General features: G+C 74.4%; 9 protein-coding genes. 7 read left to right on the top strand and 2 right to left on the bottom strand.

The features are described 5' to 3' along the window. Positions 1-12: 12 nt before the first annotated feature. Complete coding sequence (locus ACQUFX_RS06345) at positions 13-1,014, bottom strand: glycosyltransferase family 2 protein (RefSeq protein WP_428965087.1); 1,002 nt, start codon at positions 1,012-1,014, stop codon at positions 13-15. A 1,191-nt stretch (positions 1,015-2,205) separates the two neighbouring features. On the opposite strand from ACQUFX_RS06345, the gene pgi reads away from it, so the two are divergent. Then, positions 2,206-3,840, top strand: a complete 1,635-nt coding sequence (gene pgi, locus ACQUFX_RS06340) for a glucose-6-phosphate isomerase (protein WP_428965086.1) — start codon at positions 2,206-2,208, stop codon at positions 3,838-3,840. 182 nt (positions 3,841-4,022) lie between these two features. On the opposite strand, the gene ACQUFX_RS06335 is transcribed toward pgi, so the two are convergent. After that, positions 4,023-4,943, bottom strand: a complete 921-nt coding sequence (locus ACQUFX_RS06335) for a sulfite exporter TauE/SafE family protein (protein WP_428965085.1) — start codon at positions 4,941-4,943, stop codon at positions 4,023-4,025. 830 nt (positions 4,944-5,773) lie between these two features. On the opposite strand from ACQUFX_RS06335, the gene ACQUFX_RS06330 reads away from it, so the two are divergent. The 6 genes from ACQUFX_RS06330 (at position 5,774) to ACQUFX_RS06305 (ending at position 22,634) form a co-directional block, all read left to right on the top strand. After that, the gene (locus ACQUFX_RS06330) at positions 5,774-13,486 is read left to right on the top strand and encodes an SDR family NAD(P)-dependent oxidoreductase (RefSeq protein WP_428965084.1); all 7,713 of its coding nucleotides are present in this window, start codon (positions 5,774-5,776) and stop codon (positions 13,484-13,486) included. 55 nt (positions 13,487-13,541) lie between these two features. Beyond that, positions 13,542-18,551, top strand: coding sequence for a beta-ketoacyl synthase N-terminal-like domain-containing protein (locus ACQUFX_RS06325; RefSeq protein ID WP_428965083.1), 5,010 nt, complete (start codon positions 13,542-13,544; stop codon positions 18,549-18,551). Between the two features lie 58 nt (positions 18,552-18,609). Next, positions 18,610-18,909 (top strand): acyl carrier protein, encoded by a 300-nt coding sequence (locus ACQUFX_RS06320; RefSeq protein WP_428965082.1) that lies wholly within the window; start codon positions 18,610-18,612, stop codon positions 18,907-18,909. Then, positions 18,906-19,733 carry an alpha/beta fold hydrolase gene (locus ACQUFX_RS06315; protein ID WP_428965081.1) on the top strand — a complete coding sequence of 276 codons (828 nt, stop codon included), beginning with the start codon at positions 18,906-18,908 and terminating at the stop codon, positions 19,731-19,733. Before ACQUFX_RS06320 ends, ACQUFX_RS06315 begins: the two co-directional genes overlap by 4 nt. A gap of 59 nt (positions 19,734-19,792) precedes the next feature. Continuing rightward, the gene (locus ACQUFX_RS06310) at positions 19,793-20,752 is read left to right on the top strand and encodes a sulfotransferase domain-containing protein (protein WP_428965080.1); all 960 of its coding nucleotides are present in this window, start codon (positions 19,793-19,795) and stop codon (positions 20,750-20,752) included. 88 nt (positions 20,753-20,840) lie between these two features. Beyond that, positions 20,841-22,634, top strand: coding sequence for a hypothetical protein (locus tag ACQUFX_RS06305; RefSeq protein ID WP_428966876.1), 1,794 nt, complete (start codon positions 20,841-20,843; stop codon positions 22,632-22,634). Positions 22,635-22,779 lie beyond the last annotated feature (145 nt).

Below are 22,779 nucleotides of genomic sequence, written 5' to 3'. Positions count from 1 at the left end.
GTCGCCGCGCGGTCACCGGGAGACCCCCACCGAGGGTCCGGAGCGCCAGGTGAGGCGCTGGGCGACTCGTTGCACCGTGCCGAGGGCCGCCCCGGCGGCGGAGGTGAGCTGGTACAGCAGGTGCACGGCGGCGAACCGGAGGCCGAAGCCGACGCCCCGGCTGGCCGCCACCCGGCGGTAGGTGCCGGCGTCCAGGGCGACGGCGCCGGTGAGCAGCGCCAGCGGCACCGCCGCGGCGGCCGGCCCGACGACGAGGGGCAGCGGCAGGGTGAGCGCGGTGGCCAGCACCAGGGCGCTGGCGAGGACCCGGGAGGCGGCCCCGCCCAGGACCTCGCCGGGGCGCACCTCGGCGGCGCTCGCCCAGGCCCGCAGGAACGCCTTCGGCAGCAGTACCCGCAGGGTGGTGTCGTGGTCGTGGGTGCCGGCGATGGCGGCGGTGCTGCGCACCTCGTAGCGCTGCTGGCGGATCCGGTGCCCGTACTCGGGCGCCTCGGTGTGCCGCAGCTCCGGATTGAACGGGCCCAGCTCGCGGAACACCTCGGCGCGCAGCGCGCACAGGGCGGTGTGCAGGCCCTCCATCGGGCCCTCCTGGGCCAGCCACCAGTGGTGCATCTGCAGGGCCCGGTACTCGGCGATGATGTTGCGGGAGAGCAGGGACTCCGGGCGGAGCACCCCGCAGATCGCCCCCAGGGCGGGATCGGCGCGCAGGGCGGCGACGGCGGCGGCGACGCTGCCGGGTTCGAGGGCGACGTCGGCGTCCAGGAAGAACAGGATCTCGCCCCGGGCGTGGTCCGCGCCCCGGTTGCGGGCCGCGCCGGGGCCGGTGTTCGCGGCCAGCCGCAGCACGGTGGCACCGGTCGCGGCGGCGATCGCGGCCGAGTCGTCGGTGCTGGCGTCGTCGACGACGATGATCTCGATGGTGGGGTACGTCTGCTGCTGCACCGACCGGACGCACAGCGCGACCGTCCGGGCCCGGTTGAAGCAGGGTATGACGACTGAGACCAGCGGGTCCACGCTGCCTCTCCTCCTTGCGTCAGGGTGGTCCGGCTGACCGTCGCCCCCGCGTCGGGGGCAGCACGGAGCCCAGCGGTCCCGGGGGTGGACCGGTGCCGGCGTGATGGGTGGCGAGATTGTGCGGTCCGGGGCCGCGCCCGTTGTCCACGAGCGCGCCGACGGACCGGAAGTTGTGTGGCCACCAACGGCTCTGAATGATGACCGCCTATATCTTGCGACCCTGCGACGAGGCCGTCAAGGACTTGACAAGCCACGTCCCATACCCGGCTGCACATTGGATCAAACCCTGCCAGGGAATGCCCGAAAAGTGTTGACACGAGATTCGCCCACAGTTGTCATAGTTAGACAAAGCTCAATATCTTCACTTGTGTCACGGACAGGCGGTGCACGGCGATTTCCGCCAGCGTGCAGTGTTGTGTCCCTCTGATCACATAGCGTGATTTGCGCCCTGACTTTTCCGAAGCGCAACACCCGCCGCACCACCCACCCGCGACCACCCGTCGACGAAAGACGATGAGCTGCCGAAACGCGCCCCCGCACGAACGGCGCACCAACACCGGGGCCGCAACGCCCGGCGCGGCCGGCCCCCAGCGGCCCGGAAGCCCGGCTGCGGCACCACCCCGACCGGCGCCCGACGGGGCCGCCGGGCACCGCCGCGACGACCCGACCACCGGCCCGTGCGGGCCGGGCGAAAACCACCAACCCACCCCCGGCGGAGCGGCGTTAAATGACGACACCGGAGCCCGCTCGACGGGCGGACGAAACGTACGAACCGGGGGCGTGAACAGTTTTATCGATCCCGCCTATTTGACGCCGCCCGGAATCCGCTTTCCACCGAAACGATGTCTCGCCGCACATCTGGTCGGGTGGGGCCGACCGGGCGACCGGGCCGGCGGATTCCGCGGGGCCCCGACCACGGCGTCCCGTCCCGCCGTCGGCACCGCCTGGTCCACCGGTCGCCTGGCCCACCGGCCCGCCGCTGCCACCGGTCCCCGGTCCACCGGCCCGCCGCCCCCACCGGTCCGCCGCTGCCACCGGTCCGCCGCTGCCACGGCCGGTGCCCCGCCGTCCAGCCTGGCGGACGCGGGCCGCGTCAGGCTCGCGTGCCGATCTTCGTGATGGCACGCTGGTGTCCGCCGCCGGCAGGCCGCCGGCGCGCATCACCGACCTCTGAGGGAGACGATCGACCCGATGGCAGCGGACGTCACCACCACCGCCGAGTGGCAGGCCCTGCGCACGCACGCCGAGGAGATCCACAAGACCCGGCTGCGGGACCTGTTCGCCGCCGACCCGGACCGGGGTGGGCGGTTGACCGTCGAGGTGGCCGACCTCTACGTGGACTACAGCAAGAACCTGGTCACCGACGAGACCCTGGCGCTGCTCACCGCGCTGGCCGAACGGGTCGGGCTGGCCGACCGGGTCGCCGCGACGTTCTCCGGCGCGCACGTCAACTCCACCGAGGACCGGGCCGTGCTGCACACCGCGCTGCGGCTGCCCCGGGACGCCACCCTGACCGTGGACGGTCAGGACGTGGTGGCCGCCGTGCACGGTGTGCTGGACCGGATGTCGGCGTTCGCCGAGACGGTCCGCTCCGGCGAGTGGCGCGGGCACACCGGGGAGCGGATCCGCACCGTCGTCAACATCGGCATCGGCGGTTCCGACCTCGGCCCGGTGATGGCGTACGAGGCGCTGAAGGACTACCGGGACGCCGGCCTGACCTGCCGGTTCGTCTCCAACATCGACCCGACCGACATCCACGAGGCCACCGCCGACCTGGATCCGGCGACCACCCTGTTCGTGGTGGTCTCCAAGACCTTCTCCACCCAGGAGACGCTGGCCAACGCCCACCAGGCCCGCCGGTGGCTGCTGGCCGGGCTCGGCGGTGACGAGTCGGCGATCGCCCGGCACTTCGTCGCTGTCAGCACCAGCGAGCAGCGGGTCCGGGACTTCGGCATCGACCCGGCGAACATGTTCGGCTTCTGGGACTGGGTCGGCGGGCGGTACTCACTGCCCTCAGCGGTGGGCCTGTCGGTGATGCTGGCCGTCGGGCCGCAGCGGTTCACCGAGATGCTGGCCGGGTACCACGCCGTCGACGAGCACTTCCGGACCGCCCCGCTGGCGCGCAACGCGCCGGTGCTGCTGGGCCTGCTCAACGTCTGGTACACCAACTTCCTCGGCGCGCAGACCCACGCGGTGCTGCCGTACTCGCAGTACCTGAACCGGTTCCCCGCGTACCTGCAACAACTCACCATGGAGAGCAACGGCAAGTCGGTGACGGTGGACGGCTCCCCCGTGTCGTACGACACCGGGGAGATCTTCTGGGGCGAGCCCGGCACCAACGGGCAGCACGCCTTCTACCAGCTCATCCACCAGGGGACCCGGCTGGTGCCGGCGGACTTCGTCGCGTTCAGCGAGCCGAACCACGACATCGGCGAGATGCACGACCTGTTCATGTCGAACTTCTTCGCCCAGACCGCGGCGCTGGCCTTCGGGCGCACCGCCGAGCAGGTCGAGGCGGAGGGCACCCCGGCGGAACTGGTGCCGCACCGGGTGATGGCCGGCAACCACCCGACCACGTCGATCCTGGCCGGCAAGCTCACCCCGGCCACCTTCGGCCAGTTGGTGGCGCTGTACGAGCACATCGTGCTCACCGAGGCCGCGATCTGGGACATCAACGCCTTCGACCAGTGGGGGGTGGAGTTGGGCAAGGTGATGGCCAACCAGCTCGCCCCGCTGCTCACCGGGGAGTCCCCCGACCTCGGCACGGTCGACTCCTCCACCGCCGCGCTGATCGGGCGCTACCGCAGCCAGCGCGGCCGGGGCTGACCGTCACCGGGCGGTACCGCCCGGCGGCCGGATCACCGGCGTCGGGCGGTACCGCCGACGAGTCGCCGTCCGCCGCCCCCGGGCCGGGCCCGGGGCCGGAGCCGCCGGGCCGGAGCCGCCGGCAGGTCCCCCGGGTGGCCCGCAGGCGCGGACCGTCGTGGGCCGACCCGTGATCGGTGCGGTCAGGCCGACGTGGTGGCGCGGTCCTCCGCGCCGTCGGCCGGGGTGGCCGCGACGGCGCGCTCGGCCCGGTGCTGCCGCAGCGACCAGCCGACCGCCGCCGCCCAGGCCAGCACGATCACGCCGTAGCAGGGGTACCGCAGCGCCGCCGGCGCGTCGACCCAGTCGCTGAGCAGCAGGGTCCGGACGTTGGTCAGGATGATGACACCGCCGACGGCGGAGCCGAGGACCCGGGGCGGGACCATCCGCACCAGCCAGGCGGCGATCGGCGCGGCGACCATGCCGCCGATCAGCAGCGCGGCGACCCAGGTGAAGTCGATGTTCGCCGCCCCGATCCCGAGCAGGAAGCCGAGGCTGGCGGCGACCGCTACCAGGAACTCACTGGCGTCGATGGAGCCGATCACCTTGCGGGGCTCCAACCGGCCGCTGGCCAGGATGGCCGGGGTGCCGATCGGGCCCCAGCCGCCACCGCCGGTGGCGTCGACGAAGCCGGCGACCAGGCCCAGCGGCCCGAGGAACCGCTTGCGCAGCGGCAGCCCGACCCGGTCCCTCGGCAGGCCGGCGACGGTGAACCGGATCAGCACGTACAGGCCGAGGACGAGCAGGATCAGCGACATGATCGGCGCGGCGGTCTCGGTGGAGAGACTGGACAGGAAGGTCGCCCCGGCGAAGGCACCGACGGCGCCCGGGAGGCCCACCCGGCGGACCACCACCCAGTCGACGTTGCCGAATCGCGAGTGCGCGGCGCCCGAGGCGAGAGTGGTGCCGATTTCGGCGAGGTGAACGGTCGCGGAAGCGCTCGCCGCACTGGTGTTGATGGCCAGAAGCAGTGTTGTGGAGGTCACACCGTAGGCCATACCGAGGCTGCCGTCGACCAGTTGCGCACCGAGGCCGACGAGGGCGAGGAGAAGGAGTTTACGCACATTTACCGCCGATTCGAGTGAGGAATGAGGGCAGGGTCGTCCGGACGGAGGCGTGGCCGTCGTGGCGACCACGGAACTCCGCCGGTCCACGTCATTGCAGATGTGCGGGACAGTCGACGGTTCGCGCGGCCGGCCGGCCGACGCCGACTTTCCGGCGAACTTGTAAAACGTTCGTTAAGTCTCCTGGTAGACGCCATCTCGACGGCGCGCGCAGGTCACCTCGCGGCCATGATCAGCAGCCCGTCCGCCCGATCCACCGCCGGCAGCCGACGCCCCGGCCGGCGGCCGGAGTGACCGGACACCACTCGCGGAACAGCCGCCCGCACCGCCGCACCACCAGCCAATACAATGATCACCTTAAATTTTTTCTCCTCTCTGAATGCCGAAGTTAATTGATGGGTATTGGCGGCTGCGGCATAGACAGGGATGGTTCGCCTCCACGGCAACCCCTGACAAGACCCCTTCCACATGCTGGGATTCCTCACCCCTAATCGCCTGCCACCAGGCACGACAGGGGCAGCCCGAATCATTCGGTAAAGCGAAACCGGTCGCCTCCCGCCTGATCGACGGTCGCCACTGCTGATGCAGCTTCGGCAACAGCAGGGCCATTTCCGCTGGCTACCCCTACCGCAATTCCCGCCACCTTGGTAGGAAATCTTCAGCGGCACGGTGAGATAGGTCAGATTTAACCGGGCCGTAACTGAGCGCCGCTACGTTATGACTCGCTGCGACATTGACTGTCGCAAATCAGGACGCCCGTCGCCGCTGGTCCGGTCGGCGCGTCCGGCCCGTCGCCCCCCGCGATCCTCGGCGCACGAAGTGGGAGCCTGATGACTACTGCACCGCACACGCGCGACCTGGTCATGGTTGTGAACCCGGCCGGCACCCTCGAACCCGGTCCACGGATCACGGCCGCCGCCGGTGCCGGCGGCGGGCTGGGCATCCTCGACCTGGCCGCCGGGGACGACTGGGCGCTGCGCGCCCTGAGCCGGGCCGCCTCCTGGTCCCCCACACCGATCGGCGTGCGGGTACCGGCCGGCTGCCTGGCCACCCCCGACGAGGTCGACCACGCCGCGCAGGGCCGGGTGGACCTGGTGCTGCTCACCCCGGACAGCCCCTGGCCGACGGCCGAGACCGCCACCCGGTACCGGGTCATCGTCGAGGTGACCGACCGCGCCGAGGCGTACGCCGCCGCGGCGGCCGGCGCGCACGGGCTCGTCGCCCGTGGCCTGGAGGGCGGCGGCCGGGTCAGCGACCTCAGCTCCTTCGTCCTGCTCCAGCAGCTCGTCGCCGACGAGGAGCTGGACCTGCCGGTCTGGGTGGCCGGTGGGATCGGCCCCCGGACCGCCGGCGCCTGCCTGGTCGGCGGCGCGGCCGGCGTGGTGCTGGACACCCAGCTCGCCCTGATGCCCGAGTCGGAGCTGCCGGCGGACGTCCAGGCCACGCTCCGGCGGATGGACGGCTCGGAGACCGCACTGGTCGACGGGGTCCGGGGCGTCCGCCGGGGCGGGCCGCACGAGACGGACACCGAGCTGCTGCCGATCGGCCAGGACGGCTGGCTGGCCGGCGTCTTCGCCGACCGCTGGGCGGACACCGCCAGCGCGGTACGCGGGCTGCGCGCCGCCATGCTCGACGCCGTCGGCGACACCGACGCCGGTGACCTGCTGCTGCCCGGCGCGCCCCTGGCGGCGGCGCTCGGGGTCCGGGTCCCGGTCGCGCAGGGCCCGATGACCCGGGTCAGCGACGAGGCGGCGTTCGCCGCGGCGGTCGCCGACGGCGGGGCGCTGCCCTTCGTCGCCCTCGCCCTCAACGGCCCGGACCAGTGCCGGCGGATCCTCACCGAGACCGCCGACCGGCTCGGCGACCGGCCGTGGGGCGTCGGCGTGCTCGGTTTCGCCCCGGAGGAACTGCGCACGGCACAACTCGACGTCGTCCGCGAGATCCGCCCGGCCTGCGCGATCATCGCCGGGGGCCGCCCGCCGCAGGCCCGCGCCCTCGAGGAACAGGGCATCAGCACCTTCCTACACGTGCCCTCCCCGGGCCTGCTCCGGCAGTTCCTGCGCGCCGGCGCCCGCAAGTTCATCTTCGAGGGCGCGGAGTGCGGCGGGCACGTCGGCCCCCGGTTCAGCTTCCCGCTCTGGGAGGCGCAACTGCTGGTGCTCGACGAGTACCTGGACGCCGAACCGGCCGCCGCCGACGAGGTGCAGGTCTTCTTCGCCGGTGGTGTGCACGACGCCCGGTCGGCGGCGATGGTCGCCACGATGTCCGCGCCGCTGGCCCGCCGGGGCGCCCGGGTCGGCGTCCTGATGGGCACGGCGTACCTGTTCACCGCCGAGGCGGTGGCGCACGGCGCGGTCCAGCCCCGGTTCCAGCGGGAGGCGTTGGCCGCCGAGCGCACGGCGGTGCTGGAGACCGCCCCCGGCCACGTCACCCGCTGCCTGCACACCCCGTTCGTCGACGACTTCCACGAGCTGCGCACCCAGTTGGCCGACGCCGGGGTGGACCACCGCGAGGTCTGGGAGCGGCTGGAAATGCTCAACGTCGGCCGGCTGCGCATCGCCAGCAAGGGGTTGCGCCGCTCCGGCGAGACGATCGAGGCGGTGGACGAGGACGTCCAGGCCGCCGAGGGACTCTTCATGGCCGGCCAGGTCGCCGTACTGCGCGACGCGGCCACCACCGTGGCCGACCTGCACGACGCGGTCAGCAGCGCGGTCCGCGACTTCCACGCCGCCCGGCGCGACACGCTGCGGGCCCGCCTGGAGCCCGCGCCGCAGGTCGAGGAGCCCGTCGCCCCGCTGGACATCGCCATCGTCGGGATGGCCTGCGTGCTGCCCGGCTCCCCCGACCTGGACAGCTTCTGGCGCACGGTGCTCACCGGGGCCGACGCGGTCACCGAGGTGCCCGCCCAGCGCTGGGACACCGACCTGTACTATGCCACCGAGGTCGGGCCGGGCCGCACCGGCCGGATCAGCGTCTCCAAGTGGGGCGGCTTCATCGAGCCGGTGCCCTTCGACGCCATCGGCTACGGCATCCCGCCGGCCGCTCTGGCCAGCATCGACCCGACCCAGCTCCTCGCCCTGGAGGTGTCCCACCGGGCGCTGGTCGACGCCGGGTACGCCTTCGACGCCCCGGGCGTAAACCACGCCCGGACCGGGGTGGTGTTCGGCGCGGAGGCGGGCAGCGACATGGGTCACGCGCAGACCCTGCGCACCATGCTCCCGGCGTACCTCGGCGAGGTGCCCGAGGAGATGGAGGAGCTGCTGCCCACGGTCACCGAGGACAGCTTCCCCGGGGTGCTGGCGAACGTCATCGCCGGCCGGGTCGCCAACCGGCTCGACCTGGGCGGGCCGAACTACACCATCGACGCCGCCTGCGCCTCCTCGCTGGCCGCGATGGACGCCGCCTGCAAGGAACTGGTCACCGGCGACAGCGACCTGATGATCTGCGGCGGGGCCGACCTGCACAACGGCATCAACGACTACCTGATGTTCACCTCGGCGCACGCGCTCTCCCCGACCGGGCGGTCCCGCCCCTTCGACAGCACCGGCGACGGCATCGCCCTCGGCGAGGGGGTGGCCTGTGTGGTGCTGAAGCGGCTGGCCGACGCCGAACGCGACGGCGACCGGATCTACGCGGTGGTCAAGGGCCTCGGCGGGGCCAGTGACGGGCGTGCGCTCGGGCTCACCGCGCCCCGCCCCGACGGTCAGCGCCGGGCCCTGGACCGGGCGTACCGGCGCAGCGGGATCTCCCCCCGCGAGGTCGGGCTGGTGGAGGCGCACGGCACCGGCACCGTGGTCGGCGACCGCACCGAGCTGGAGACGCTGACCCGGCTCTTCGCCGAGTCCGGCGCGGAGCCGGGCGGGTGCGCGCTCGGCTCGGTGAAGTCCCAGATCGGGCACACCAAGTGCGCCGCCGGGCTGGCCGGGGTGATCAAGGCGAGCCTGTCGCTGTACCACGGGGTCCGCCCGCCGACGATCCACCTGAACCGACCCAACCCGGCCTGGCACCCGCAGCAGAGCCCGTTCGCCTTCTACACCGAGGCGCGCCCGTGGCCGGTGCCGGCCGCCGACCGGGTCGCCGGGGTGAGCGCCTTCGGCTTCGGCGGCACGAACTTCCACGCGGTGCTCACCGCGTACGCCGACGCGCCGGAGCCCCGGCACGCCCGGCGGCTCTGGCCGGCGGAGCTGTTCTGCTTCCGGGGCACCGACCTCGCCGCCGCCCACCAGGCGGTCCGGCAGGTGCTCGACGGACTCGCCGCAGACGCCGAGCGGGACCGGCCGGGACGCCTGGCCGAGCTGGCGGCGGCGGTCGCCGGCCGGGGCGGCGGGCGTGCCCCGACCCGCGTCGCGGTGGTCGCCCGGGACGTCGCGGAGCTGGAGGCGCTGCTGCACCGGGCCCTCGCCGGCGAGCACGACCCGGCGCGCGGGCTGGTGCAGCCGGCCGACGCCGGCACCGCCGGCTCGGGCGGCGCGGGCGGCACCGCCGGCACGGGCGGCCCCGGTGGGGTGGCCTTCCTCTTCCCCGGGCAGGGCAGCCAGCGTCCGGGGGCGCTGGCCGAGCTCTTCGTCGCCTTCCCGGAGCTGCGGCACTACCTGGAACTCGACCGGGACGCCGCCGAACTGCTCTTCCCGCCGGCCGCCTTCGACCGGGACGGCCGGCGGGCGCAGGAGGACCGGGTCCGTGACACCCGCGTCGCCCAGCCGGTGCTGGGTATCGGCGGGCTCGCCGTCGACCACCTGCTGCGCCGCCTGGGCGTCCGGCCGGACCTGACCGCCGGGCACAGCTACGGCGAGCTGGTCGGGCTCTGCGTCGCCGGAGCGTTCGACGCGGCCACCCTGCTGGAGCTGAGCCGCCTGCGAGCCACCGCGATCCTGGACGCCTGCGGGGAGGACCCGGGCACCATGGCGGCGGTCTCCGCCCCCGCCGACGACGTGGCCCGGGTCCTCGCCGGTGCCGGCCTGACCAGCGAGGTCGTCCTGGCCAACCGGAACGCGCCGAAGCAGGTGGTGGTCTCCGGCCCGACCGGGAAGGTCGAGGCGGCGGTGGTCGCGCTGCGGGAGGCGGGGCTGTCGGCGAAGGCCATCGCGGTGGCCTGCGCCTTCCACAGCCCGGTGGTGGCCGGCGCGGTGGAGACCTTCGCCGAGGTGCTCGCCGGCCGAAAGATCGCCGCGCCGCGCATCCCGGTCTGGTCCAACCTCACCGCCGCGCCGTACAGCGGGGACGCCGACGGGGTGCGCCACCACCTCGCCGAGCAGATCGGCGCGCCGGTCCGCTTCGTCGAGCAGATCGAGGCGATGTACGCCGCCGGGGCCCGCGTCTTCGTCGAGGTCGGTCCCGGGCAGGTCCTCAGCCGGCTGGTCGGGGCGGTCCTCGGCGACCGGCCGCACCAGACCGTGGCCTGCGACCGGGGGAAGGACGAGGGGCTGCGCGGTTTCCTCGTCTCGGTCGCCGAGCTGGCCTGCGCGGGCCTGCCGGTCCGCCCCGACTGGCTCTTCCACGGCCGGGTCGGCACCGGGGCGTCCGCTGCCGCACCCACCCGTCGTCCGGTCTGGACGGTCGACGGGCAGCTCGTCCGGGACCAGCACGGCGCCTGTCTTCCCGGTGGTATGACCCCTCCCCGACGCATCAAGGAGCTGTCGATGACCCCAGCCAACGGCGCCGCCGGCACCGCCGAGGGCACCGCCCCGGCCGTCGGCCCCCGGGATCCCCGGGGCGACCTGCTCAGCGAGTACCTGCGCGCCACCCGGGACATGATCGCCTCCCAGCGGGACGTCATGCTCGCCTTCCTCGGTGAGGGTGGCGGGGCCGGCCGGGCGGTGTGGCAGCCCACCGAGACGTACCGGGTCGACGGGTACGCGGCGCTGCCCGCCGCCGCCCCGGCCCCGGTGGCGGCCCCGGTGCCGGCCATGGTGGCCCCGGCGAACGGGGGGAACGCGCTGGCCACCACCGTCGCGGCGGTGGCACCGGCGGTCGTCCCGGTGTCGCCCGCCGTCGGGCCGGTCACCCCCGCGCCGGCACCGGCCGGGCCGAGCCTCGCCGCGTTCCAGGAGGCGATCCTGGCGGTGATCAGCGAGCGCACCGGCTACCCGGTCGACCTCATCGAACTCGACCTCGACCTCGAAGCCGACCTCTCCATCGACAGCATCAAACGCGCCGAAGTCGCCGGCGAGGTGGCCCACCGCCTGCACCTCACCGTCGACGGCGACGAGAGCGAACTCGAAGACCTCGTCAAGGCCCGCACCGTGCGGGCGATGGTGGCCTGGCTCGGCGACAAGGCGGCCGGGGCCCCGGCGACCGCGCTGCTGCCGGCCGCGTCGCCGGCCGCCGTCCCGGCCGGGGTCGGCGTCGCAGCCGGCGTGACCACGGCCGACTTCCAGCACGCGATCCTGGCGGTGATCAGCGAGCGCACCGGCTACCCGGTCGACCTCATCGAACTCGACCTCGACCTCGAAGCCGACCTCTCCATCGACAGCATCAAACGCGCCGAAGTCGCCGGCGAAGTGGCCCACCGCCTGCACCTCACCGTCGACGGCGACGAGAGCGAACTCGAAGACCTCGTCAAGGCCCGCACCGTCCGCGCCATGGTCACCTGGCTCGACGGGAAGCTGGGCGGCGGCGTCCACCTGTCGGTGTCGACCACCGGCCCGGTGCCGGCCGCGACCGGCCCGGCCGGTGCGGTGGCGGCCGGCGGGGCCACCCTCGCCGACTTCCAGAACGCGATCCTCGCGGTGATCAGCGAGCGCACCGGCTACCCGGTCGACCTCATCGAACTCGACCTCGACCTCGAAGCCGACCTCTCCATCGACAGCATCAAACGCGCCGAAGTCGCCGGCGAGGTCGCCCACCGCCTGCACCTCACCGTCGACGGCGACGAGAGCGAACTCGAAGACCTCGTCAAGGCCCGCACCGTCCGCGCCATGGTCACCTGGCTCGACGAGAAGCTGAACGCCACGGTCACCGCGACCGCGACCCTGACCGCCACGGCCCAGCTACCCGCGACGGGCGCCATCGCGCCGGAGGTCACCGCGCCGGCACCCGCCGCGCCGGAGGTCACCGCCGACCCGGCGGAGGCCGGCGTCGGGGTGGGGGTCGCCCCGAAGCGACTCGTCGCCCGGGAGAGCGTCCAGCCCGGCGAGGTCGGCGACGCGGCGACCACGCTCGCCGGCACCCGGTTCCTGATCACCGGCGGCGGGCAGGTCGGGGCGTACCTGGCCGAACTGCTCGGCGCGCACGGCGCCAGCGGCCAGCTCGGGGTGCTCGACAGCGACCAGGCCGGGGTGGGCTTCGACGGGGTGCTCGTCCTCGACGGGCTGACCGACCTCGACGAGCCGCTGCTGCCGGACGTGTTCCCGCTGGTGCAACGGGCGCTCGCCAGCGGGCCGCGCTGGTTGCTCGCCGCCGGGGCGCGCGACGCCACCGGCGCCGCCGACGGGATGCCCGGCCTGTTCCGCACCATCGCCCGGGAGTACCCGCAGCTCACCGCCCGGTTCGTGGAGACCGACGCGGGGGCGTCGGCGCAGGTGCTCGCCCAGCAGATCGTCACGGAGCTGCTCACCGGCCCGGCCGCGCCGGTGGTCTCCCTGCGCGGCGACGACCGGTACGTCGCCGACCTGGTTCCGGTGGAGCTGGGCGCGCTGGCCGCCGGGGGTGCCGGCCCGGCCGGTGACGGCGTCGCCGAGGCCACCGCGATCGGGTTGACCACGGACTCGGTGGTGGTGCTGGTCGGCGGGGCCCGGGGCATCACCCCGTGGTTCGCCCGGGCGCTCGCCTCGGCCAGCCGGTGCCGGATCGAGCTGGTCGGGCGTACCCCGCTGCCGACCGAACCGGAGGACCCGGCGCTGGCGGCGGCGCGGGACAAGGCGGCGCTGGTCGCCGCGCTGGCCCGGCAGGGCGGGCGGTCGCCGGCCGAGATCGACCGGACCGCGCGGCAGATCCTCGCCGCCCGGGAGGTGACGGCCACCATGGCCGAGCTGACCGAGCTGGGCGGTGAGGTCCGGTACCACAGCCTCGACGTGCGCGACGCCGAGGCGACCCGGCGGCTGCTCGCCGGCATCCACGCCGAGCACGGCCGGATCGACGGCCTGGTGTACGCGGCCGGGATCATCGAGGACAAGCTGATCGCCGAGAAGGACCCGGCGTCGTTCACCCGGGTCTTCGACACCAAGGTGGACGGGGCCCGGACGGTGCTGGCCGCCCTCGACGAGCTGCCCGGCCAGCCCCGCTTCGTGGTCTTCTTCGGCAGCATCGCCGCCGCCTACGGCAACCGGGGGCAGGCCGACTACGCGGCGGCCAACGACGCCCTCGACGCCATCGGCACCCGGTACGCGGCGCGGTCCGGCGTGCGGTGCCTGACCGTGCACTGGGGCCCGTGGGCGCCCGGGGCGGGCCACGGCGGCATGGTCACCGCCGAGCTGAGCCGGGAGTACGCCCGGCGCGGCATCGGCCTGATCGACCCGGAGGAGGGCGCGCTCGCCCTGCTGCGGGAGCTGGCCTGGGCCGAGGCGTCGGTCACCTCGGTCGTCTACACCGCCTCCGGCTGGTGAGCCCGGCGATGTCCCGACCCGACGCCCCTGTCCGTCCCGTCCTGCGGAGGTACCGATGAGCAACGGCACCGGCCGGCCCGAACCGGTCGCCATCGTGGGGATGGCCGCCCTGATGCCCGGCGCGGGCGACCTGGAGAGCTACTGGCGCAACCTCGTCGACGGGGTGGACGCCATCACCGAGGTCCCGCCGCACCGCTGGGACGAGGAGTTCTACGACCCGGAGCAGGCGCACCGACCGGACCGGATGTACTGCCGCCGGGGCGGGTTCGTCGACGAGCACGCGACCTTCGAGCCGCTGAAGTTCGGGGTGATGCCCGCCTCGGTGCCGGACATCGAGCCGGACCAGCTCATCACCCTCGAGGTGGCGGCGCGGGCGATCGCCGACGCGGGCGGGGCGGAGAAGCTCCCCGACGGGGAACGGGTCGGCGTGATCATCGGCCGGGGCGGCATCCTCAGCCCGGCCCAGGCCCGGTACGCCCAACGGGTGCGGATGTCCAGCCAGGTCATCCAGATCCTGCGCGAGCTGGTCCCCGACCTGGACCAGGAGCGTCTGGAGCTGCTGCGGCGCAAGTTCGACGAGCGGCTCGGCCCGTACCAGCCGGAGGGGACGATCGGCCTGGTGCCCAACCTCGCCGCCTCCCGGGTGGCGAACCGGCTCAACCTGCGCGGCCCCGCGTACACCATCGACGCGGCCTGCGCCTCCTCGCTGATCGCCGTGGACCAGGGCATCACCGAACTGGTCAACGGCCGGCTCGACGCGGTGCTCGCCGGTGGGGTGCACCACGTGCACGACATCAGCTTCTGGTCGGTGTTCAGCCAGTTGCGGGCGCTGTCCCGGCGGGGGGAGATCCGCCCCTTCGACGCCTCGGCCGACGGGCTGCTGATCGGCGAGGGGACCGGCGTGGTGGTGCTCAAGCGCTACGCCGACGCCCGGCGCGACGGCGACCGGGTGTACGCGGTGATCCGGGGCAGCGGGGTGTCCAGCGACGGCCGCTCGGCCAGCATGTTCAACCCGGCGGTCTCCGGTCAGGTGCTGGCGATCCGGCGGGCCTGGGCGGCCGCCGGGCTGGACCCGACCGCCCCGGACGCGCTGGGGCTGCTGGAGGCGCACGGCACCGGCACCCCCACCGGGGACGCGGCCGAACTGACCACGATCGCCGAGGTCTTCGGCCCGCACGGCGGCGGCCCGAAGCCGGTGATCGGCTCGGTGAAGTCGATGATCGGGCACACCATGCCGGCGGCCGGGATCGCCGGCCTGATCAAGGCGGCGCTGGCCGTGCACCGGGGGGTGCTGCCGCCCACCCTGCACTGCGAGTCGCCCCGACCGGAGATGGCGGCGACCCGGTTCGCCCCGATCCCCACCGCGCGGCCGTGGGAGGGTGACGGGCCGCGCCGGGCCGGGATCAACGCGTTCGGCTTCGGGGGGATCAACGCGCACCTGATCATCGAGCAGCCGTCGGATTCGCTCGGCGAGCCGGTGGTGGCGGTGGGTGCCCCGGCCGCCGGACGCGCCACGGTGGACGAGCCGGACCAGGTGCTCTGGCTGGCCGCACCGGATCCGGCCGGGCTCGCCGCGCTGCTGGCCCGCGACGACCACGAGGTACGCCGGCTCGGCGCCGAGGTGGCCGCCCGCTCCGGTGGCGACGCGCCGGGACGCAGCCGGCTGGGCGTCGTCGGCCCGACCGACAAGCTGCTCGCGGTGGCCCGCAGGACGGTGGCCCGGGGCCAGGCGTGGCGGGGCGGGCGGGACATCTGGTTCAGCCCGCAGCCGCTGCTCGCCGACGGGGGCAGGCTCGCCTTCGTCTTCCCCGGGCTGGAGGCGGAGTTCGCCCCGCGCACCGCCGACCTGGCCGCCCACTTCGGGCTGCCGGACCGCGCGTGGTCCGCCGCCGACCTGGGCCGGCACGGGGCCGGGCTGATCGAGGTGGGCAAACTGCTGCACGAGGCGCTGGAGCGGATCGGGGTACGCCCGGACGCGGTGGCCGGGCACAGCATCGGCGAGTGGACCGCCGCCGCGGTCAGCGGCCAAGTCAGCACCGCCGCGATGGACGAGTTCCTGGAGCTGTTCAACGCCGACTCGGTGGAGGTCTCCGGGTACGTCTTCGCGGCGGTCGGCGCGGGCGCGGACCAGGTCACCCCGCTGCTCGGCGACTTCCCCGGCGTGGTGCTCTCGCACGACAACGCCCCGGGGCAGTCCGTGGTCAACGGGCCGGAGCCGCAGGTCGACCGGCTGGTCGAGGCGCTACGGACCCGCAACGTGCTGTGCCAGAAGCTGCCGTTCCGCTCGGCGTTCCACACCCCCGCCTTCGCCGACGGGCTCACCTCGATCGGCGCCGCGCTGGGCCGGTGGGAGGTGCACCCGACCCGGATGCCGGTCTGGTCGGCCACCCTGCAGGCCCCCTTCCCGACCGACGAGGAGCAGGTCAACCAGACCTTCGTCCGGCACATGATGGAGCCGGTCTGGTTCCGGCAGACCGTGGCCGCGATGTACGACGCCGGGTTCCGGGTCTTCCTCCAGGTCGGGGCGGGGCAGCTCGCCTCCCTGGTCAGCGACAACCTGCGCGGCCGGGACCACCTGGCGATGCCGGTGAACACCGCGCACCGGGGCGGCCTGAACCAGTTGCGCCGGGTGGCGACCGCGCTCTGGGTGGAGGGGGCCACCCCGGACCTGCGCGCCCTGACGCCGAGCACCGCGGGCACCCGGACGTCGGGCACACCGACGGCGGACGCACGGACGTCGGGCACGCCGACCTCGGGCACCGGGACGGCGCGGGATCAGGCGGGGACGCCGACCGGCGCCCGGCGCGGGCCCCGGATGCCGCTCGACCTGGGCGGCCCGCTGGTCCGGCTCGGCGCGGACGCGGCCGGCCTGCTCGGCCTCTCCGCGACCCCGGCCACCGGCGCTCCGGCACCGGCCGCCACCGCGTCCGGGGCAGCCACGGCACCGCAGGCCGCCACCGCACCACGGGCCGCCACCACGCAGCCGGCCGCTGCCGCGCCGCCGGCCCGGGTCACGCCCCCGCCGGCCACGCCGCCGGTCGGGGCCGGGATCACCGCCGCGCAGCGGGCCGCCGCCGCGCAGTCCGCCGACCCGGCGGCGGCGATGGCCGCGCTGCACCGGCTCGCCGGGCAGTCCAGCGCGGCGGCGGAACTCGCCGCCCTGCTCCGGGACACCGCGCAGGGGGCGGTCAGCGTGCTCACCGCCTCCGGCGGCACCGCCGCCCCGGCCCGGCCGACGCCGGCCCCGGTTCGCCCGACGCCGGCACCGGCCCGTCCGACGCCGGCCTCGACCCGTCCGACGCCGGCACCGGCCCGCCCCGTGCCACCGGCCGGCGCAAGGCCCGCCACCGCGCCGGTCGGCGGCACCCCGCCGGCGGCCGGCCCGGCCGCCACGTCCCGCCCATTGGCCGCACCGCCCTCCGCCGCTGCGCCCCGGCCCGGTCCGGGCGCGCCCGGACCGGAGGTCGGCCGGACCACCCTGCGGGTCAACCTGCGGACCATGCCGTACCTGTTGGACCACTGCTTCTTCGTGCAGCCCGACGACTGGCCCGACCCGGCGGACCGGTGGCCGGTGGTCCCGGCGACCGCCCTGGTCGCGCACATGATGGACGCCGTCGAGGAACTGGTGCCCGGCGCGCGGGTGGTCGCCGTGCACGACGCCAAGTTCAGCCGGTGGCTGATCGCCGAGCCGGGCCAGGACGTCGAGATCGTGGTCCGGACGGCCGGGCCGCAGCGGTACGCGGTCTCCCTCGGCGGGTACGCCCGCGCCACCGTCGAGGTCGGCGCCGGGTACCCGGCTCCCCCGGCGGTGTGGACGCACGACCCGGCCACCGAACGCCCGCCCACCCTCGGCGCGGCCGAGATGTACGCCGAGCGGCTGATGTTCCACGGCCCGCAGTTCCGGGGCGTCACGCAGGTGCACGCCCTCGGCGACATGCACGTGCGGGGCGTGGTCACCGCCCCGGTGCCACCCGGCGCGCTGCTGGACAACGCGCTGCAGCTCATCGGCAACTGGCTGATCACCACCCAGCCGTTCCGCACGGTGGCGCTGCCGGTGGGGCTCGGGCACGTCCGGTTCTTCGGTCCGCCCCCGCCGGCCGGCCGGGCCTTCGAGTGCGTGGCCCGGGTCCGCACCATCGACGACGGCTCGCTCGTCGCCGACACCCAGCTCAGCTACGAGGGTCGGGTGTGGGCGCAGATCGACGGCGCGGTCGACCGGCGCTTCGACAGCCACCCGCAGGCCCGGGTCGCCGAGCGGTTCCCCGAGCGGTACCCGATGTCGCACTTCCAGCCGGAGGGCTGGACGATGGCCTTCGACTGCTGGACCGACCTGGTCACCCGGGGCATGGCGGCCCGGGGCATCCTCGGCGGCGCCGGGTACGACGAGTACGAGCGGCAGCCGGCGAAGACCCGCAAGCAGTGGATGCTCGGCCGGATCGCGGTCAAGGACGTGGTGCGGGCCCGGCTGTGGGAGGACGGGCACACCGACATCTACCCGATCGAGCTGACCGTCGGCAACGCCCCGGACGGCCGGCCCTGGGTCCGGGGCCGGCCCGGCCGGAACCTGGGCGACTGCGACGTGTCGCTGGCGCACTGCGCGGAGATCGGCGTGGCCATCGCGCGCCGCCGCCCCGACGGCGGCCAGTCGGGCACAGGGGCCGGCGACAGCACCGGCGCGGGTGGGGTCGGGATCGACGTCGCCGAGATCACCACGCATCCGGAGAGCACCCTGTCGTTCGCCCTCACCGGCGCGGAGACGGCGCTGCTGGCGACCCTGGCCGGTGCCGACGCCGACGCGCGGTGGCTCTGGTTCACCCGGTTCTGGGCGGCGAAGGAGGCCGTCGGCAAGGCGGAGGGCACCGGACTCGACGGCCGGCCCCGCCGGTTCGAGGTACGCGAGGCCACCGACACCGCGCTCGTCGTCGAGGTCGACGGGCGGGCGTACCGGGTCGGGCACCGGGAGGTCGCCAACCCCGACGACCTGCCGCCCCGGCGGTACGTCGTCGCCTGGACCTGGGGCCCGGAGCCGGACCCCGCCACCCCGCCCGGGGTGTCCCGACCGTGACCGGTCACCCCCGCCCACCAGCGGCCCACCCCACCGGAGCAGAAGAAGGAGCACCGTCATGACCACGGCCCAGGCCAGCACCCTCGCCGAACTCACCGAGATGATCAATGCCGTCCTGGGGGACTTCGCCACCGACCAGGCGGTCACCATGGACACCACGTTCCGGGACGACCTGGGGATGGAGAGCATCGACGTCGTCTCGCTCGCCGGGCGGCTCCAGGCCCGCTACGGCGACACCGTCAACTTCGCCCACTTCGTCGCCCGACTGGACCTGGAGACCGTCGGTGAGCTGCGGGTCGGCCAGCTCGTCGAGCACATCGACACGTCGCTGGCGGCGGCCGGGGCGGGCGACCGGTGACCACGGTACGGGCGAACGGGATCACCCTGCACGTGCAGCGGCTCGATCCCGTCGCCCCGGCGCTGCCCGGCGAGGGCCCGCCACCGACCGTGGTGCTCATCCACGGGATGGCCTCGGACACCATGGCGAGCTGGTACTTCACCATGGCCGAGCCGCTGGCCCGGGCCGGGCTGCCGACCGTGCTGTACGACCTGCGCGGGCACGGCCGCAGCGAGCGGCCCGCCACCGGGTACGCCCTCGACGACCTCGTCGACGACCTGGCGGCGCTCCTGGCCGAGCTGGCGGTGACCGGTCCGCTGCTGCTGTTCGGCAACTCGTTCGGCGGGACGGTCGCCTTCGGCTACGCGGCCCGCCACCCCGAGCGGGTCGCCGGCATCGTGGCCGTGGAGTCCTCGCCCCCGACCCCGGAGTGGATGCGCCGGGTGCGGATGCGTCTGCACCGGGTCGCGGAGCGGCTGCCCCGGGCGGGGGCGGTGGCCGAGATCGGCACGCGGCGGGGCCCGGTCGCCGCCCGGCGGGCCGCCGACACCGGCCGGATGTTGGCCGACACCTCGATCCTGGCCGAGTTGCCGGCCAGCCGGCTGCCGTCGGCCGAGCGGCTGGCGGCGGTCCGCTGCCCGGTGCTCTGCCTGTACGGCGGGGAGTCCGCGGTGGCGGACCTGGCCCCGACGGTACCGGGGCTGCTGCCCCAGGCCCGGGTCGTGGTGCTGCCCGGCGAGAGGCACTCCGTCCTGATCGACCGGCCGGAGGCGGTCCGCCGGCACGTCTTCGCCTGGCTGGCCGAGCGGTGCGGGCTGGCCGTGGCCCAACCCGCCGCCCCCTGAGCGCCCCCGTGGCCCGCACCGTCCCCCCACCCCAGCCCGACACGCAGGAGGTCTTCCCGATGGACAACCCGATCACGGGTCGGTCGATCATCATCAGCAACGGTCGCTGCGGCTCGACGCTGCTCTCCGACCTCATCGCCGAGCAGCCGGACACGCTCTCCGCGCAGGAGTTCTTCATGTCCGTCACGCCCTGGGCGCGCAGCCAGGAGGTGATCACCGGCGAGGAGTACTGGGCGGTGCTGGCCGCGCCGAAGGCGGAACTGGCCACGCTGTTCCGGATCGGCCTGGCCCCGAAGGAGGTCCGGTACCCGGCGACCGGGCGCTGGGCCGGGCGGATGACCGAGCTGCCCCGGATCATGGCGATCACCCTGTCGAAGCTCACCGACGACCCGGACGCGCTCTTCGACCAGCTCGCCGAACGGGTGCCGGGATTCCGCACCCAGAGCGTGGCCGGGCACCACCGGGACTTCCTCGACCTGCTCACCACGCTGACCGGCCGGCGCCGGTGGGTGGAGCGCTCGGGCGGCTCCAGCCACCTGGCCCCGCACCTGCTGAAGGGCTTTCCCGACTGCAAGATCGTCTACCTGACCCGGAACTGGGAGGACACCGCCCGGTCGATGAGCCGGCACTCGTCGTTCCAGCTCATCCAGTTGCGGGTGGAGTTCCTCGGGCGCTGCGGCGTGGACCCGTTCCGGCTCGCGCCGGGCCAGTCGGTCCCGGCGGACCTGGAGCCGTTCCTGCCGGACCGGCTGACCGCCGAGGCGCTGCGGGAGCGCGGCCGGGAGACGCGCCGCTACCTCGGGCTCTGCGCCTTCATGACCAGCCAGGCCGACCAGGCGCTGGTCGACGTGACGCCGGAGCACCTGCACCGGATGAGCTACGAGGACCTGGTCGCCGACCCGGTCGGCGAGCTGACCCGGCTCGGCCGGTTCCTGGACTTCGAGGACGCGCCGCAGTGGGCCGGGCGGGTCGCCGACCGGGTCGTCGCCCCGACGCGCCCGCAGCCCGCGACCGTCTGAGCCCGCTGTCCCGTTGTCCCCTGTGACGGCGGCGGCCCACCCGGGCCGCCGCCGGTGTCCCTCCGTTCCCCGGAAAGTGAGGCAGTTGGTGATTCCACTCCGGACCTCCGTGCGGCGGCTGGTGGCCGCCGTCGTCGTGCTCGGGCTCGGGCCCGCGCTGGTCACCCCGTCCGCGGCGCTCGCCGCGCCCGGGGGTGAGCCGGGCGCCCCGACGGTGCTGGCGAAGGCCGCGCCGGACGAGTGCTTCGCGGGCATCGGGCAGCCGTACCCGGCGGGCCCGCCGTGCGCCACCGGCCAGTCGAAGGTCAACCAGGCGTACCTGTGGGGGATGACCCGCGCCGGCAAGACGTTGTTCTTCGGTACCGGAGCGAACGTCAACTGCCTGACCAGCGGGCGGACCCTGCGCAACACCACCCCGGCGATCAACGCCGACTGGGTCTGCGAGTACGGCGAGAGCCAGATCGCCAAGCGCAACCCGCAACTGCCGGTCACCCTGGGCGACCACCGGATGCCCCGGCTCTACAGCTACGACCTGCGGGCCAACCGGATCACCGAGAAGACGGACCTGGTCCGCAACGCCTCCCCCGACGACCTGACCCGGTTGCAGACCACGGTCGGCATCCGGGCGGCCGGCAACCACGGCGGGGTGGCCCTGCTCGGTGGTCCGGCGCTGGGCGAGAGCATCAACCTGTTCGCCTTCGACACCACCACCGGGGCGTACCTGGGCTCGCGGAACTTTCCCGCGTACGGCAACATCCGGCACTTCGTGGTGGCGCAGGGCGCGCTCTACGCCGGGGTGGGGGTCGGCGCCAACGGCGGCAACCGGGGTCACGTGCTGCGCTGGACCGGCAGCAAGGCCGACCCGTTCAGCTTCGTGGAGGTGGCGGACCTGCCCGCGCAGGCCGCCGACCTGACCGTCCACGAGGGCCGGATCTTCGTCACCACCTGGCCCGGCGGCACCGAGGAACTGGCCGCCGCGACGCCCTCGACGCCGGTGCCGGCGAGCATCGCCTCGGTCTGGATGAGCCCGAAGCTCGCCGCCGGGGCGCCGGGGCTGACCCCGGACGACGCCGGCGCCTGGCAGCAGGTGTGGAACGTGACCAGCTACGAGCCGGACGCCGTGGTCGCCCGCAGCTACGGCCTGGGCGGGCTGGCCTCGTACGGTGGCTACCTGTACTGGGGCAGCATGCACGTACCGCTGAAGGCGAGCACCCTGCACCTGAGCGTCTACCCGCCGGTCGACGAGGCGGGGATCCGGGCCACCATCCAGAACACCCAGCGGGCGATCAGCATCCACCGGGGCAAGGGCTTCGGCTCCCGGCACCAGCGGGTGGAGCTGCTGTACGGGGCGACCGAACTGCCCGCGTACGACCCGGCCGCCAACGGCGGGGCCGGGGCCTGGTCGGTGGTGCCGAACGGGCTGACCCCGAAGTACGGCCCGGCGGGCTTCGGCAACCCGTACAACAACTACACGTGGAAGATGGCGGTGGCCGGCGGGAAGCTCTTCGTCGGCACCATGGACTGGAGCTACCTCGCCAAGGAACTCGGCCAGGCGACCGCCGAGGAGTTGGAGCTCTCCCCGGCGATGGGTGACGTGCTGGCCGCCGCGCCGGCCGTCACCGCCGCGCGGGCCAACCCGGAGGTCCCCCCGGCGGTGTACGGCGGTGACCTGTACGCCTTCCCCGGGCCGACGAAGCCGGCGAAGACGATCAGCGACGCCGGGGTGGGCAACCACCTGAACTACGGGGTACGCAACATGGTCGTCGACGGGGCCACGCTCTACCTGGGCATGGCGAACCCGATGAACCTGCGGACCGACCCGACCGACGACGTCCCCGAGGGGGGCTGGGAGCTGATCCGGCTCTCCGGCGACCGCTGCTGACCGGGCCACCGCCGGCCCGGCGGCGCGTGCGCCGGGCCGGCGGTCGGCACCCCACGACCGCCCCGCCACCCTTGCCCAGCCCTGGCACGGCGTTGACCGTGCTCGAACATTCCCTGGCGAAACTGTTGATATGACTCCTTTTACC

It is taken from the genome of Micromonospora fluostatini, assembly GCF_050410825.1.
GTDB classification, from domain to species: domain Bacteria; phylum Actinomycetota; class Actinomycetes; order Mycobacteriales; family Micromonosporaceae; genus Micromonospora; species Micromonospora rosaria.
The sequence above is the reverse complement of the archived record's forward strand: the minus strand, read 5'-3'. Positions and strand labels throughout refer to the sequence as shown.

Bases quoted from the DNA above. Each gene is read 5' to 3' on its own strand.
- pgi (WP_428965086.1), top strand. From the start codon at position 2,206: ATGGCAGCGGACGTCACCACCACCGCCGAGTGGCAGGCCCTGCGCACG.
- ACQUFX_RS06330 (WP_428965084.1), top strand. From the start codon at position 5,774: ATGACTACTGCACCGCACACGCGCGACCTGGTCATGGTTGTGAACCCG.
- ACQUFX_RS06325 (WP_428965083.1), top strand. From the start codon at position 13,542: ATGAGCAACGGCACCGGCCGGCCCGAACCGGTCGCCATCGTGGGGATG.
- ACQUFX_RS06320 (WP_428965082.1), top strand. From the start codon at position 18,610: ATGACCACGGCCCAGGCCAGCACCCTCGCCGAACTCACCGAGATGATC.
- ACQUFX_RS06310 (WP_428965080.1), top strand. From the start codon at position 19,793: ATGGACAACCCGATCACGGGTCGGTCGATCATCATCAGCAACGGTCGC.